We start from the raw sequence: 14,560 nt of genomic DNA, 5'->3' as shown, positions 1-14,560 counted from the left end.
CAAACGGGACTGATGTCGTTTAATGGCCCGGCGCGTCGCCCCAGAGCTGCTTGTGCAGCTGGAGCTGGAAGCGCACGGGCAGGCGATCTGCGACGATCCAGTCGGCGAGGTCGCGCGCGGTGATTTCGCCGTGGCTGGGCGAAAACCAGATCATGCATCCCGGCGGCGGCGTGATTTCCGCCAGACGCGACTTGGACCACTCGTAATCCGAACGCGAGCAGATCACGAACTTCAGCTGGTCATGATCGGTGAGCGCATCGATATTCTCCCAGCGATTACGGGCCGCTTCGCCCGAATCGGGGGTCTTGATATCGACCACCCGCGAGGCGCGCACATCGATGGGCCGGATATCCAGGGCCCCGGCGGTTTCCACGGACACATCGTAGCCGGCATCACACAGGCGACGCACGAGCGGCGCGACGTTGGGCTGGGCCAGCGGCTCGCCGCCGGTCACACAGACATCACGCGCCCCGAATGCATCCACCCGGGCGAGAATGTCGTCCAGCCGGGTCCACTCGCCACCGTGAAAGGCGTAAGCGGTATCACAGTAACGACAGCGTAGCGGGCAACCGGTCAGGCGAACAAAGGTGCACACTCGCCCGGCCGAGCGGGCCTCCCCCTGCAGGGAACAGAATATTTCAGTGATGCGCAGCGCGTCCTCGCGCTGTGTCCAACGGCTGCTCTGCACGCCGTCGCGGCGGATCTCGTCGGATCGTACGTCGAGTATGTCGGGCACGGTTACGTATCCGTCAGCCGCCGCTGCCCAGCGACTGCAGTTTCTTCTTGGCCAGACCGGCGGCGTCGCTGTTCGGATACTGATCGACCACGCGCTGCCATGTCGCCTTGGCATTGTCGCTGTGATTGTGCGCCGCTTTGATCAGGCCAATCTTGTACAACGCCGACGGCACCTTGGACGAATCACTGAACTGATTCACGACCGTGTCGAATGCCTTTTCCGATTGGCCGAGCTTCTGCTGGACGTAATATGTCTCGCCCAGCCAGTACCAGGCGTTGTCGGTGAGACTGGTGTGGGGGTGCTGGGCGACAAACTGCTTGAACGCGGCGATGGCTGCATCGTACTTGCCGTTCTTGAGCTTGTTGAAGCCGTCCATGTAAGCCGCCTGGGTAGCGGCATCGACATCCGAGGCATTGCTACCGTCATCGTTGCCGGTCGCCGCCTGACTACCATGAGCGTTGCCGCTACTGCCACTGCCGCCCGCACCGCCGTTCTCCAGCTTGCTCAATCGCTTGTCGAGATTCTGATAGAGATCGCGCTGACCTTTCTCATTTTGCTTGAGCTTGTGCTGCAGCGTATCAACCCGGCCGTTCAGATCCCGGACCTGTTGTTGGAGATTCTGAATCTGCTGATACAGCGTGAACAGTTTCGGGCCATTGTCGTTCTGGGCCAATCGCAACGGCTGCGAGTTGCTGTCGGCGGAATCCGCCATGGCAGGATGGGCTGCCAGCCCGGTCGCGGCAAGCGCGACCGTGGCGGCGAATGTCGTGGTGATCAACGCGTTACGCATCGTTCGCCCCTAGCGACTATTGATTCGTGTAGATGAAGTCAACACGACGATTCTTGGCGTACGCCGCTTTGGTATGGCCAAGCACAGCCGGCCGTTCTTCACCGTAGGAAATCGTGGTGATCTGGCTCGCGTTGGCGCCGGACAATACCAGGGCCTGCTTTACCGATTCCGCGCGGCGCTCGCCAAGCGCGACATTGTATTCACGTGTGCCACGCTCGTCGGTGTTGCCTTCCAGACGCAGATGCACCTTCGGGTGATTGGCCAGATAGTGGGCGTGGGCCTGAATCACCTTCCCATACTTCGACGCAATCGAGCTGCTGTCCAGCGCGAAATAGATGGTGCGGGTCGACAGCGGGTTGTTTGGGTCGGTGAACAAGTGACGGTCGCCTTGCGGGATATCCTGAAGACCGCGCACGTCGATGTCACGACGCTGGCCCGTGCCGGACGCCTGACCGTTGCTGCCCTGCATCCCGGCTTGCGGCATGCCGCCGTTGCCGCGAACGTTCTTGTTGCCCGCGCAAGCCGTCACTGCAAGCGCACTGGCGAGTAGCACCATCACCGGCATCAGCCGGCGGGCGAATTGGAAGTCGAAGTGACGCATTGCTCGAACGCTCCTTGCTATTGTTTATCAACCGCCGCCTGAAGGGGAATCCGACCGGCGTATCAATCCGTTAACTCAGTTTCCGAACGGGCCCCACGCGGGCTCGCGAACTTCGCCGGCCTGGGAAAGCGTGGATTTCGCCTTGCCATCGACCGAAACAGTCGCCAGTGAATTGCTGCTGCCCTGGGTCGCGTAGAGGATGGCCTGGCCATTGGGTGCGAAGGCCGGACTATCGTCCAGCGGCCCGTCGCTCACGATGCGCACATTATTGTTGGCAAGGTTCATCACCGCAATGCGAAAACCGTTGCCGCTCTTCTGAACCATGGCCAGCGATTTGCCATCAGGCGAGAAATCCGGGCGTTGGTTACTCTGGCCGTCGTAAGTCAGGCGCTGCACCTGCCCACCCTGGCTGCTCATTTCGTAGATCTGGGGCTGGCCACCCCGATCCGAGGTGAATGCGATGTTCTGCCCATCAGGTGACCACGCCGCCTCGGTATCGATCGCGCTGTCGTGGGTCAGTTGCCGCATCTTGCCGGTCGACAGGTTGTAGACGTAAATATTGCTGTTGCCGTTGGTCGACTTCGTCAGCGCGAGCCGTTTGCCATCCGGCGACCATGCCGGGGCGCCATTGACCCCGGACCCCGAAGTGATCGTGCGGACGTGGCCGGTGGCCAGATCCTGGACCCGGACGCTGCTGACGCCCTTGTAGACATTGAAGGCCACGTAAGCGAGCTTGCTGCCGTCAGGCGACCACGCTGGCGACATGATCGGGTCCTGCGAGGAGTAGACAGTGCTGGGATGACTACCGTCGTAATCCGAAACCACCAGACGGAATTTGCGATGGTCAGCCGAGCTGCCGGTGACCGTCACGTAGGCGATGCGCGAGAGGAAGTAGCCCTTCTTGCCGGTGAATCGCTGATAGATCAGGTTTGCGATGGTATGCCCGGCCTGGCGTAACTGATTGGCCCCGGCATTGAGCTGATAACTGGCCACCGACTGCCCCTGGGCCACATCCAGCAGGCTGAAGGTGATCTTGTAGCCGCCCTGGCCGTTCGGCGAGGCCGAACCCACCACCAGATTGTCCACGTTCTGAGTGCGCCAATTATCGTAGTTGACCTGATCCGGCGAACTCGGATGCGCCAGCATGTTGCTGCGCGGGAACATCTTGAACAACCCGGTCGACGCCAGGTCGCGGCTCGCGATCTTGGCCACGTCGACCGGCAGTTTCTGGCTCTGACCGGAGCCGAACGGCGCAATCGCGATTGGAATAGCGCTATTCGAGCTCTTGGTGATATCCACCTGCAGCGCAGCCTGCGCCGGAGATATCGCGAGGGCCATCAGGCACAGGGTCGCGAAACCGACAACGAGCGAGTGAAGATTTCTGTATTTCATTGGTCCGGCCTGAAGGTAAACTCGATTTCTGGCTGAAACAGATTGTCCGACGGCGGTGTCGGCAGCGGATCGGATTTGTAGATGGCCTGCTTGACCGACCGATCGATCGCCGCGCTACCGCAAGACCCGAGCAGCTGCACATCGGTGATCTGGCCACCGGGCAACTGTTTGACTTTGACCTTGCACGAGATATTAGAGACGCCGGGCGGACGAATCCAGTTGCCCTCCACCTTATCTTCGATCGCGTTCTTGTAGGCCGCAAGCGCCTTCCGGTTAGCCGCACTCTGGCGACCGGAGGCCTCCTGAGCCAGCGCCTTCTGCAGTTCCGATTTAGCCGCTGCTTCACGCGCCTTTTTCTCGGCAGCAGCTTTCTTCGCGGCTTCTTCGGCGGCTTTCTTCTTTCGGGCTGCTTCTTCGGCCTTCTTCTTCGCCTCGGCTTCCTTGCGGGCTTTCTCTTGGGCGGCTTTCTGTTTCGCCTTGCGGGCGGCCTCCTGCTGCGCCTTTTCCCGAGCCGCCTTCTGCTCGGCGGCTTTTCGCGCCTTCTCCTGCGCCGCTTTCCGCGCGGCTTCCTTCTGCGCCTTCTCCTTCGCAGCCTTCTCGGCGGCCTCCTTCTGTGCCTTCGCCTGCGCTGCCTTCTCGGCGGCTTCCTTCTGCGCCTTCGCCTGCGCTGCCTTTTCGGCGGCCTCCTTCTGCGCCTTCGCCTGCGCTGCCTTCTCGGCGGCTTCCTTCTGCGCCTTCGCCTGCTTGGCGGCCGCTTCCTGCGCGGCCTTCTGCTTGGCTGCTTCGGTCTGCTGGTCGGATTTGGCCTGAGACTTCGGCTCCGGTTGCGGCTTGGACTTTTGCGCCGGCGGCTGGGCGGGCTGATCGCGGGTCCTCACAACCGAGGCCTCCACAATGGATTCGCCGTGGTTGCCTTTCGAGGCCGCAGGGTGGAAGAACTCGAACCCGAAGATGAGCAACGTCGCGACAAGCCCGTGCAGCAAGAGCGCGAGCATGACCGCACGCCAGTTGTCACCGATCTTGTACAACAAATCCAGCACTTAGCCGCCGCTCCCATGCTTCGATTTGTCGATGTTGTTGGTGATCAGGCCCACGTGCCCGGCGCCTGCCCGCTGCAACAACACCATGCCACGCACGACATTGGCATAGGTGCCGGAACCATCGCCGCGTACCGCAACCGGGGCATCCGGGCGCTGGTTGAGGATCCTGGAGACGGTCGAAGTGATCTGATCCGGCGACAACGGTTTGTCCGGTGAAGGGCCGACGTTGAGCGACATGTCGCCATTCGCGGTTACCGTGAGCACGATCGGATGATCCTGCTTCATGTCCAGGACCTTGGCCGGCGCCTTGGGCAGATTGACATTCACGCCCGTGGTCAACAACGGAGCCGTGACCATGAAGATGATCAGCAGGACGAGCATCACGTCGATGTAGGGTACGACGTTGATCTCGGCGGTCAGACGGCGTTTCTTTCGCGATCTCATGAGCGACGATCCTTCGCGATCCACAAACCGTTACAGTTCCGGCGCGGTGCGCGTGGGCTCGGGCTTTTCCGTCTTCTTCGGCGCTCGCTCACGGCCGATGGGGTTGGCGGCATGCACCCCGCGTTCGACGATGCCCGCCATTTCTTCCATGAAGGTATCGAACCGGTTCTCGATGAACTCGAGGCGATTGGTGAAGAAGTTGTAGGCGACCACCGCGGGGATGGCAGCGAACAGACCCATGGCGGTGGCGATCAACGCCTCCGCGATCCCGGGCGCGACCATGGACAGGCTCGCCTGCTGCACGTTGCCGAGCCCGATGAACGCGCTCATGATACCCCAGACGGTACCGAACAAACCGACATAAGGGCTGATCGAACCGACCGTCGCCAGGAACGCGAGACCGGATTCCAGCCGTTCGAGTTCACGCGACAACGCCACCCGCATCGCCCGCTGTACCGAGGGCACGATGTCCGCGCTGGTGGCGTCGCCCTGATTACGCTGGCGCTTGAGTTCTTCGTAACCGGCCTTGAACAGCGCCGGCATCCCTTCGGGATGATCGTCTTGACGAAGAACTTCCTCGTAGATGTCCTTGACATTGCCGCCGGACCAGAAACGATCCTCGAACCATTCCATTTCGGCGACCGTGTTTTTCATCAATCGCCGCTTGGAGAAAATCACCACCCATGAGGCGATCGATGCGAGCAGCAGAATCACGAGCACGGCCTTGACCAGGGTGCTCGACTGCATGATGAGACTGACAAGACTCATGTCGGTCGCGACGTTCATCTCGACTCCTTGATAAGCGCTTCAGGCAACCGGCACGGCCGGAAGTTGGCGACTTTTACACAGGCGACCGTGAATTGGCCCTGAACTAAAGCGGCGCCATCGCGCGTGATCTGTTGTTCGAAGACAACGCGCGCCGGCGTACGTTCCGCAATCGCGGCACTAACGGCCAGACGGTCATCCAGCCGGGCCGGGCGGCGGAAACGAATCGACAGATCGGCCAGGGTGAAGACCACGCCGTGTACCTCGGCCAGCTCGCGATGCCCGAGGCCCCGTGATTCCAGCCATTCGGTACGGGCGCGCTCGAAATAACGCAGATAATTGGCATGGTAGACCACACCGGTAGCGTCCGTGTCCTCGTAGTAGACGCGCAGACCGATCGCGAACGCCGCCGCCGGATCAGCCATCGAAATCAAACAGATCCGAGTCGGCGGGACGATCGGCTTGCGGTACCGGCAGGCCGTAATGACGATAGGTCGCGGATGTGGCCAGCCGGCCGCGCGGCGTGCGCATCATGAACCCCTGCTGGATGAGATATGGCTCGATGACATCCTCGATGGTCTCGCGCGCCTCGCCGACGGCGGCCGCCAGGCTTTCCACCCCGACCGGCCCGCCTTCGAATTTTTCGATCAACGCGCCGAGCAGCTTGCGGTCCATGACGTCGAAGCCGTTGTCGTCGACCCGCAGCATATCCATCGCCCGAGCCGCGGTACCACCGTTGATCCGACCGTCGGCGCGCACCTCGGCGTAGTCGCGCACGCGCCGCAACAGGCGGTTGGCCACGCGTGGCGTACCGCGTGATCGGCGAGCGATCTCGTCGGCACCCGCCGGCTCGATGACAATTTCCAGAATCCCGGCCGAGCGCGTGACAATCGACGCCAGATCGGCCTGGGAATAGAACTCCAGGCGTTGCACGATGCCGAAGCGGTCGCGCAGCGGCGAGGTTAAGGCGCCGGCCCGTGTGGTGGCGCCGACCAGCGTGAACGGCGGCAGGTCCAGCTTGATCGAGCGGGCCGCCGGCCCTTCGCCGATCACGATATCGATCTGGTAATCCTCGAGCGCGGGGTAAAGTACCTCCTCGACCACCGGCGACAGCCGATGGATCTCATCGATGAACAGCACATCGTTGCGCTCGAGGTTTGTCAGCAGGGCCGCGAGATCCCCCGGCCGTTCCAGCACCGGGCCCGAGGTCTGGCGAAAACCCACGCCCATTTCGTTGGCGATCACGTGCGCAAGCGTGGTCTTGCCCAGTCCGGGCGGGCCGAAGATCAATACGTGATCGAGGGCTTCCGCGCGCGCCCGTGCGGCGGAAACGAAAATGTCGAGCTGCTCGCATACTTCGGGCTGGCCGACGTATTCGGCCAGCCCGGTCGGGCGCAGCGCGCGATCGAAGCGGCCGTCCTCGGGGCGCTCGGCCGAACCGATCAGGCGCTGCTCGCCCGCCTCTTCGAATTCGGGCGACATGTCAGCGCACCGCTCGTTTCAATGCTTCGCGAATCAACGCTTCGCTGTCGTTGCCATCGGCATCCAGGCCACGCAGCAAGCGATCGGCCTCGGCCGGCTTGTAGCCCAGCGCGATCAGGGCATGGCGCGCATCCGCACTCGCCCCCACACCCGCGACCTCGGCACCACCGCCGGGCGGTGCCGAATTCAGGCTTGGCGCGATATCCGTCCCCGACAACTTGTCGCGCATCTCGACCAACAGGCGGGCCGCGGTCTTCTTGCCCACGCCGGGCAGTCCGGTTAGCCGTGCGGCATCGTCGGCCTCGATGGTGGCCACGAAGTCGGCCACGTTCATGCCCGACAGCACGGTTAAAGCAAGTTTGGCCCCGACGCCCGAGACCTTGATCAACTCGCGAAACAGGCGGCGTTCGGCCTCTTCGGCAAAGCCATACAGCAGGATGGCATCGTCGCGCACGACCATCTGCGTGAGCAGCGTCACCTCACCGGACTGCTGTGACAGCGTGAAGAACGTCGACATCGGCGCTTCCAGTTCGTAACCAACGCCGCCGACGTCGATCACCAGCCGCGGCGGCTGTTTTTCCACGATGCGCCCACGCAGCCGGCCGATCATGGCGTGCGCACCCGCGCCGCCTGCATGCGGCCACTGGTGTGCGCATGATGCGCGTGGCACAACGCCACGGCGGCGGCATCCGCGGCATCCGCCTGTAGCGGACCCTTCGCCCCGAGTAACATCGCGATCATATGCTGGATCTGCAGTTTGTCGGCATGGCCGCGACCGACAATCGCCTGCTTGATCTGGGTCGGTGTATATTCCGCCACCGGCAGACCGGCCGAGGCCCCGGCACAGATGGCCGCGCCGCGCGCCTGACCCAACTTGAGCGCGCTGGCGGCGTTGCGCGAGACGAACACGTTCTCGATCGCCATTTCGTCGGGCCGGTATTCACGGATCACCTCCGACAGACGATCGAAGATCAGCCCCAGCCGCGTCGGAAAATCGGCGCGCGGCAGGCGGATGCAATCGATGATCTGCGCACACGGCGCGGCGCCGCCGTCGATCACGGCATAGCCGGTCACGGTCGAACCGGGGTCGATGCCGATGATTCTTGGCACAAGGGTCTGCTGATGTTTCATACGAGTCCGCGCCAAGCGTTGTTTTGCGGCAAGACGAGGCGTAGCTCGCGCCGTGCAGTCACTCTGCACAAGCGGGCTACAACGCTGGATTGCCACAAAACAGCGCTTGTCCCAAAGGGTTGGGCCGCCCATGAAAAATTAACCATGGGCGCCCGGCGGCGTTGCAAGCCTGGGTCGTGGCACGCCACGCCGCGGCGGCTCGCGCCTTGCCGGACACGATTTGCGGTCTCCAACGCGGCGCTCGTATGAAACATCAACAGGCCCTAGGCCGCCTCGTCCGAGAGCGATTCCTCGTCGAATTCGACGTTGGTGTAGACGTTCTGCACGTCGTCGATGTCTTCCAGCGCATCGATCAACTTGAGACAGGTGCGGGCCGCGTCGCCGGTCAGTTCCACCGTGGTTGCCGGGCGCATGGTGACGTCGGCATCGGCAGGCGCGAACCCGGCCGACTCGACCGCCTGACGCACCTCAGCGTAGTCGTCCGGCGCGGTGAGCACCTCGAACGAACCGTCCTCGTACTCCACCAGATCCTCGGCGCCGGCCTCCAGCGCTGGGTCGAGCACGTCCTCGTCGCTTACCTCGGGCGAAAAAGTCAGCACGCCCTTGCGATCGAACAGATACGCCACGGACCCGTCGGCGCCCATATTGCCGCCGTTGCGGCTGAACGCATAGCGGATTTCGGAGACGGTGCGATTGCGGTTGTCGGTCATGCAGTCGACCATGATCGCCGCGCCCTGCGGGCCGTACCCCTCGTAACGCACTTCCTCGTAGTTGTCGCCGCCGGACTCGCCCGCGCCGCGCTTGGCCGCGCGCTCGATGTTGTCCTTGGGCATGTTCGCGGCCAACGCCTTGTCCCAGGCCAGGCGCAGCCGCGGATTATCGTTGGGATCCGAACCGCCCATGCGGGCCGCGACCGTGATCTCGCGAATCAGCCGCGTGAATACCTTGGCGCGCTTCTTGTCCTGGGCCTTCTTCCGGTGCTGGATATTCGCCCATTTACTATGCCCTGCCATAAACGCCTCGTCTGGATACGCTCGGCGGCATTTTAACAGGCTGCATGCCGCCTCGCGCAGGGAAAGCCGTCACCCGGAGCGGATTCATCGCGGCGACCCGCGAAAGCAAGGCGTCACCAGCCGCTCGGATTGGCATCGCGTCATCCATCCCGGCGCTGGCCTGCCGGCAACATCGCAACCCTGAGCCATTTTTTCCAGCCAAACCATTTGTTGGCGGGACTGGATACCTAAAGCTCAATCTGAAGCCCGAGTTCAACGACCCGGTCACTGGGAATCAGGTAATACGCCGTCGCCGGCACGGCGTTACGCGACATATAGGCGAACAGCCGTTCGCGCCAGACCATCATGCCCGGCACCTCCGCAGTGGGGATCAGTGTCTCGCGACCGACGTAATACGTTGTTTCCTCGACATCGATCTCCAGCCCGTATTCCCGCGCAAACCGCAACGCCACCGGCACATTCGCGGTCTGCATGAAACCGTAGTAGAGCTGCATGCGATAAAAACCGCGACCGAGGTCTTCGATGTCCATGCGCTCGGCAGCCGCCACCCGCGGCACATCGCGCGTATGCACGGTCAGCAGGATCACTTGCGCGTGCAACACCTTGTTGTGGCGCAGATGGTGCAGCAGCATCGGCGGTGTCTTGCGGGTCGCCCCAGTCATGAACACGGCCGTGCCGGCCACGCGAAAGCTCTCATCGGCGTGCGCCTGGATGAACTCATCCAGGGGCTCGGTCTCTTCATCCAGATGCCGACCCACCAGTTCACGGCCGGTTCGCCAGGTCGCCATAATGAAGAAAATCAGGGCGGCCACGAGCAGCGGATACCAGCCACCGTCGGGAATCTTGAAGATGTTGGCGCCGAAGAACGACAGATCGATCACGATCAGCACCAGCGCGATACCGGCGGCGATGTTCGGAAACCAGCCCCAACGACGGGCCACGAAAAACGCAAGCAGCGTGGTGATCACCATGTCCAGCGACACGGCCACGCCGTAGGCCGAGGCCAGTCGGTCCGAACTCTTGAACCCGATCACGAGGCCAATGGTCGCGGCCATCAAAATCCAGTTCATCATCGGGATGTAGATCTGGCCGTAGGACTCGCGCGATGTCTGGATAATGCGCAGCCGGGGCAGCTGCCCGAGCTGAACCGCCTGGCGCGTGAGCGAGAACACGCCGGAAATCACCGCCTGGGAAGCGATCACCGTCGCCAGCGTGGCGATCAGTACCACCGGATACAGCGCCCAGTGCGGCGCGAGGTCGTAGAACGGCTCGCGCGTCTGCGGGTTCGACAGCATCAGCGCGCCCTGGCCGAAATAATTGAGTAGCAACCCGGGCAGAACCACCGCGAACCAGGCGATGCGAATAGGCGCGATACCGAAATGCCCCATATCGGCATAGAGCGCCTCGCCGCCGGTGACGACCAGGAATACGGTGCCCATGACGAGGAAGCCGGCAAAGCCATTCGTGACGAAGAACGCGACGGCATAGGCCGGGTTGATCGCGGCAAACACCCCCGGGTTGTGGATGATGCCGCCGAGACCCAGCACGCCGAGCACGGCGAACCAGAGCAGCATGACCGGCCCGAAGAACGCCCCGACCGCGGCGGTACCGCGGCGCTGGATGAGAAACAGGCCGATCAGGATCACGATCGTGATCGGCACCACGTAGGGCTTGAAGGCCGGCGTGGCGACCTGGAGCCCCTCGATGGCGCTCAGGACCGAGATCGCCGGCGTGATCGTGCCGTCGCCGTAGAGCAAGGCCGCCCCGAACAGGCCGAGCAGCATGAGAATGTAGCGCCGGCTGGTCTTCTCGGTCTTCCACGGATTGAGCAACGCCACCAACGCGATGATGCCGCCCTCGCCGTTGTTGGACGCCCGCATGACCACCGACAGGTACTTGACCGAGATGACGATGATCAACGACCAGAACATCAGCGATAGCACGCCATAGACATTGGCCGCCTGCGTACCGATGCTGGCATGCGCATAGAAGGCTTCGCGCAGCGCATAGATCGGGCTGGTGCCGATATCGCCGTAAACAATACCCAGCGCAGCCAGACAGAGAAACGGCATGGACTTGCCGTTGGGTTCGTCCGCCCGCGCCGATTCCTGGCCGGTGTGGTTCGGCTTCGGGGCGTCGTCCTGGCGCGCGTGGCGGGCCAGCGAGCGCTCGTCGCTCTGGTCAGTCATACAGGGGCAACCGGCGAGGGTAAGGAAAGCGCCAAGGCCCCGGGAGTCTACACGGCGCGCCAGCGCAGCGGTCCGTGGTACAAGCCGCGGATTCCGACCGCTCCCCGTCGGAACCCGCAGATCGCCCCGGCTGCCTACTTCTTCTTGCGCGGCGGCGGGAAGTGAATCGGACGCCCGTCGACGGCAAGCGCCGCCTCGTGCACCGTCTCCGACAGGGTCGGATGCCCGTGCATGATGCGCGCGATGTCCTCGCTCGAAGCCCGGTACTCCATGGCAACAACCATTTCCTGCACCAGTTCGGACACATACGGCCCGATCATGTGCACGCCGAGGATCTCGTCGGTCTGGGCGTCGGCGATCATCTTGACGAAGCCGCCCTGCTGGCCCAGCGCCTTGGCGCGGCCGTTGGCTGAAAACGGAATCTGCCCGACCCGATAATCGATACCGGCCGATTTCACCTGCGCTTCGCTCTTGCCGACCCAGGCGAGTTCCGGCGCGGTGTAGACCACCGACGGGATCGCGTCATAGTTTACGTGCGGCTTCTGGCCCGCGAGGATTTCGGCGACCGTGGCGCCTTCTTCCATGCCCTTGTGCGCCAGCATCGGGTTGCCGACCACGTCGCCGACCGCATAAACGCCCGGCAGGCTGGTGCGATAGAAATCGTCTGTGTCGACAAAGCCCTTGTCGTCGAGCTCGACCTGAGCGCCCTTGGCGCACAGATTGGCCGTGTTCGGCCGGCGGCCGACGGCCACGATCAGGCGGTCGAAGGTTTCACTCTTGTTTTCGTCGCCCTGGGTGTATTCGACCCGGACCGATTTCTTGTTGGTCTTGGCCGAGGTCACGCGCGCGCCGAGCTGAATATCCAGGCCCTGCTTCTTGAACGTCTTGAGCGCTTCCTTGGCCACGTCGCGATCGGCGATCGGCATGAAGTCCTCGACCGCTTCCAGCAATGTGACCTCGGCGCCCAGGCGCGACCAGACACTGCCCAGTTCCACGCCGATATAACCGGCGCCGATGACGCCGATCTTCTTCGGCACTTCGTCGAATTCGAGCGCGCCCCAGGAATCGACGATCAGCTCGCCGTCGAACGGCGCGATATCCAGCTCCACCGGAATCGAGCCGGAGGCGATGATGATGTGCTCGGCCTCGATCGTCTCTTCGTTGCCATCATGGCTGGTGTATTTCACCTCACCGGAATCCACGACCTGGCCGCTGCCGGCCATGGATTCCACGCCGTTCGCCTTGAACAGACTGGCAATGCCGCCGGTGAGTTCATTCACCACACCGGCCTTGCGCTTCTGCATCTGGGCGATATCCATCTCGACATCGCCGACCTTGAGACCATGGGTGGCGAACTCGTGATTGGCGCGGTGGTAGAGCTCGCTGGACTCCAGCAGCGCCTTCGACGGAATACAACCGGCATTGAGACAGGTGCCGCCGAGCGAGGGCTTGTTGTCGAGATTGAGCCATTTGTCGATGCAGACGACCTTCATACCGAGCTGGGCGGCACGGATCGCGGCCACATAACCGGCCGGTCCCGCACCGATCACCACGACATCGTATTGCTTGCTCATGCTTGTCCTTGCTTGATTTCTATAAAGAAGCGCGCCGGCATGGAGCCGGCGCGTCGGAATCGAATCAGACCTGCAGCAGAAGTCGCGCCGGATCCTCGAGCAGTTCCTTGATCGCGCGCAGGAACAACACCGCGTCGCGGCCGTCGATCAAGCGATGATCGTAGGACACGGCCAGCATCATCATCGGCCGGATCACGATTTCGCCATTGCGCACGACCGGCTTGTCGTTGGTCGCATGCATGCCGAGAATCGCCGCCTGCGGGGGGTTGATGATCGGCGTCGACAGCAGCGAGCCAAACACGCCGCCATTGGTGATCGTGAACGTGCCGCCGGTCATCTCGTCCATCGTGACCTTGCCGTCCTGGGCCCGCTTGCCGAAATCGCGGATCTTGGACTCGACCTGGGCATACGACTGCTGGTCGGCGTCTCGCAGCACCGGCACGAGCAGACCACGTGGCGAGGACACGGCCACGCCGATGTCATAGTAACCGTGGTAGACGATATCGCCCTCGTCGATCGAGGCGTTCATGATCGGATAGCGCTTGAGCGCCTCGACCGCCGCCTTGACGAAGAACGACATGAAACCGAGCTTGACCTCGTGGTCCTTCTCGAACTTTTCCTTGTACTGCGCACGCAGATCCATGACCGCTTTCATGTCCACCTCGTTGAAGGTGGTCAGCATGGCGGTGTTCTGCGAGGCATCCAGCAGGCGTTCGGCGATGCGCTGGCGGATCCGCGTCATCGGCACGCGCTGCTCGACGCGCTCGGGCGACACCTCGCCCAGCGCCTGACGGTCGGCCTGCTCGGTCGCTGGCGCCTGTTCGGCGCTTTTATCACGGCTACTGCCCGAAGCGCTCTTGCCGCTGGCCGCGGGCTTGTCTTCGATCGCCTTCTGCACGTCGGCCTTGGTGATGCGGCCGTCCTTGCCGGTGCCCGTCACATCGCGCGCGGCGACGTCGTTCTCATCCATGAGTTTGCTGGCCGCGGGGCTCGCCAGCGCGTCGTCGCTGCCCGAGCCATCGGCGTGTTCATCCGACGTGTCCTGGCTCGACGAGGCCTGGCTGGCCGCAGATTGGCTCGTGTCCTCGCTCGCCTCGTCGTCGGATTCGTCGCCGCCGGCATCACCGGCCGCGCCTTCCTCGATGATCGCGAGCACATCGCCGGCCTGGACGGTGTCACCCGCCTGGACCTTGATTTCGGCGAGTTTGCCAGCAGCAACGGCCGGCACTTCGAGCACTACCTTGTCAGTCTCGAGATCCAGCAGGTTCTCGTCGCGTTCGACCGCGTCGCCCTGCTTTTTCTGCCATTCGCCAACCGTGGCCTCGCTGACCGATTCCGGCAGCTCCGGCACTTTGACTTCTGTCGCCATTACTATTCCTGATTCGTCGTTTGTCTGTGAATGT

The 14,560-nt window shown here is 62.9% G+C and carries 15 protein-coding genes; all 15 read right to left on the bottom strand.

All coding sequences use genetic code 11. The features are described from left to right. Positions 1-19: 19 nt before the first annotated feature. The 15 genes from queE to odhB all read right to left on the bottom strand — a co-directional run bounded on the left by queE (position 20) and on the right by odhB (position 14,526). Positions 20-688 (bottom strand): 7-carboxy-7-deazaguanine synthase QueE, encoded by a 669-nt coding sequence (gene queE / locus SALB1_RS14435; protein WP_304572179.1) that lies wholly within the window; start codon positions 686-688, stop codon positions 20-22. A gap of 61 nt (positions 689-749) precedes the next feature. Beyond that, positions 750-1,526 (bottom strand): tol-pal system protein YbgF, encoded by a 777-nt coding sequence (ybgF, locus tag SALB1_RS14430; protein ID WP_109994485.1) that lies wholly within the window; start codon positions 1,524-1,526, stop codon positions 750-752. A 16-nt stretch (positions 1,527-1,542) separates the two neighbouring features. Beyond that, positions 1,543-2,127, bottom strand: coding sequence for a peptidoglycan-associated lipoprotein Pal (gene pal, locus SALB1_RS14425; protein ID WP_109994484.1), 585 nt, complete (start codon positions 2,125-2,127; stop codon positions 1,543-1,545). Positions 2,128-2,202: 75 nt separating this feature from the next. Further along, positions 2,203-3,519: a Tol-Pal system beta propeller repeat protein TolB gene (tolB, locus tag SALB1_RS14420; RefSeq protein WP_255414414.1), complete on the bottom strand. Its 1,317-nt coding sequence runs from the start codon at positions 3,517-3,519 to the stop codon at positions 2,203-2,205. Continuing rightward, entirely contained in the window at positions 3,516-4,559 is a 1,044-nt protein-coding gene (tolA, locus tag SALB1_RS14415; protein WP_255414413.1) for a cell envelope integrity protein TolA, read from the bottom strand. The genes tolB and tolA overlap by 4 nt, the downstream gene beginning before the upstream one ends. Then, entirely contained in the window at positions 4,560-5,003 is a 444-nt protein-coding gene (tolR, locus tag SALB1_RS14410) for a protein TolR (RefSeq protein WP_109994483.1), read from the bottom strand. Positions 5,004-5,033: 30 nt separating this feature from the next. Continuing rightward, positions 5,034-5,789 carry a protein TolQ gene (gene tolQ, locus SALB1_RS14405; protein ID WP_109994482.1) on the bottom strand — a complete coding sequence of 252 codons (756 nt, stop codon included), beginning with the start codon at positions 5,787-5,789 and terminating at the stop codon, positions 5,034-5,036. Continuing rightward, a complete protein-coding gene (gene ybgC, locus SALB1_RS14400; protein WP_109994481.1) occupies positions 5,786-6,193 on the bottom strand; it encodes a tol-pal system-associated acyl-CoA thioesterase in 408 nt (135 codons plus the stop codon). The genes tolQ and ybgC overlap by 4 nt, the downstream gene beginning before the upstream one ends. Continuing rightward, positions 6,186-7,250: a Holliday junction branch migration DNA helicase RuvB gene (gene ruvB, locus SALB1_RS14395; RefSeq protein ID WP_109994480.1), complete on the bottom strand. Its 1,065-nt coding sequence runs from the start codon at positions 7,248-7,250 to the stop codon at positions 6,186-6,188. The genes ybgC and ruvB overlap by 8 nt, the downstream gene beginning before the upstream one ends. A gap of 1 nt (position 7,251) precedes the next feature. Beyond that, positions 7,252-7,860 carry a Holliday junction branch migration protein RuvA gene (ruvA, locus tag SALB1_RS14390; RefSeq protein ID WP_109994479.1) on the bottom strand — a complete coding sequence of 203 codons (609 nt, stop codon included), beginning with the start codon at positions 7,858-7,860 and terminating at the stop codon, positions 7,252-7,254. Then, positions 7,857-8,360 (bottom strand): crossover junction endodeoxyribonuclease RuvC, encoded by a 504-nt coding sequence (gene ruvC, locus SALB1_RS14385; protein WP_109995465.1) that lies wholly within the window; start codon positions 8,358-8,360, stop codon positions 7,857-7,859. The genes ruvA and ruvC overlap by 4 nt, the downstream gene beginning before the upstream one ends. Before the next feature lie 284 nt (positions 8,361-8,644). Further along, positions 8,645-9,394: a YebC/PmpR family DNA-binding transcriptional regulator gene (locus SALB1_RS14380; RefSeq protein WP_109994478.1), complete on the bottom strand. Its 750-nt coding sequence runs from the start codon at positions 9,392-9,394 to the stop codon at positions 8,645-8,647. 227 nt (positions 9,395-9,621) lie between these two features. Further along, the gene (locus tag SALB1_RS14375) at positions 9,622-11,466 is read right to left on the bottom strand and encodes a potassium transporter Kup (protein ID WP_370453260.1); all 1,845 of its coding nucleotides are present in this window, start codon (positions 11,464-11,466) and stop codon (positions 9,622-9,624) included. 251 nt (positions 11,467-11,717) lie between these two features. Beyond that, positions 11,718-13,157 (bottom strand): dihydrolipoyl dehydrogenase, encoded by a 1,440-nt coding sequence (gene lpdA, locus SALB1_RS14370; protein ID WP_109994476.1) that lies wholly within the window; start codon positions 13,155-13,157, stop codon positions 11,718-11,720. Positions 13,158-13,221: 64 nt separating this feature from the next. Beyond that, positions 13,222-14,526, bottom strand: coding sequence for a 2-oxoglutarate dehydrogenase complex dihydrolipoyllysine-residue succinyltransferase (odhB, locus tag SALB1_RS14365; protein ID WP_109994475.1), 1,305 nt, complete (start codon positions 14,524-14,526; stop codon positions 13,222-13,224). Positions 14,527-14,560 lie beyond the last annotated feature (34 nt).

The sequence above is a fragment of the Salinisphaera sp. LB1 genome, from assembly GCF_003177035.1.
In the GTDB taxonomy this organism is placed as follows: Bacteria; Pseudomonadota; Gammaproteobacteria; order Nevskiales; family Salinisphaeraceae; genus Salinisphaera.
The sequence above is the reverse complement of the archived record's forward strand: the minus strand, read 5'-3'. Positions and strand labels throughout refer to the sequence as shown.

Coding starts and splice junctions, on each gene's coding strand:
- ybgF (WP_109994485.1), bottom strand. CDS start 1,526: ATGCGTAACGCGTTGATCACCACGACATTCGCCGCCACGGTCGCGCTT.
- pal (WP_109994484.1), bottom strand. CDS start 2,127: ATGCGTCACTTCGACTTCCAATTCGCCCGCCGGCTGATGCCGGTGATG.
- tolB (WP_255414414.1), bottom strand. CDS start 3,519: ATGAAATACAGAAATCTTCACTCGCTCGTTGTCGGTTTCGCGACCCTG.
- tolR (WP_109994483.1), bottom strand. CDS start 5,003: ATGAGATCGCGAAAGAAACGCCGTCTGACCGCCGAGATCAACGTCGTA.
- tolQ (WP_109994482.1), bottom strand. CDS start 5,789: ATGAACGTCGCGACCGACATGAGTCTTGTCAGTCTCATCATGCAGTCG.
- ybgC (WP_109994481.1), bottom strand. CDS start 6,193: ATGGCTGATCCGGCGGCGGCGTTCGCGATCGGTCTGCGCGTCTACTAC.
- ruvB (WP_109994480.1), bottom strand. CDS start 7,250: ATGTCGCCCGAATTCGAAGAGGCGGGCGAGCAGCGCCTGATCGGTTCG.
- ruvA (WP_109994479.1), bottom strand. CDS start 7,860: ATGATCGGCCGGCTGCGTGGGCGCATCGTGGAAAAACAGCCGCCGCGG.
- SALB1_RS14380 (WP_109994478.1), bottom strand. CDS start 9,394: ATGGCAGGGCATAGTAAATGGGCGAATATCCAGCACCGGAAGAAGGCC.
- SALB1_RS14375 (WP_370453260.1), bottom strand. CDS start 11,466: ATGCCGTTTCTCTGTCTGGCTGCGCTGGGTATTGTTTACGGCGATATC.
- lpdA (WP_109994476.1), bottom strand. CDS start 13,157: ATGAGCAAGCAATACGATGTCGTGGTGATCGGTGCGGGACCGGCCGGT.
- odhB (WP_109994475.1), bottom strand. CDS start 14,526: ATGGCGACAGAAGTCAAAGTGCCGGAGCTGCCGGAATCGGTCAGCGAG.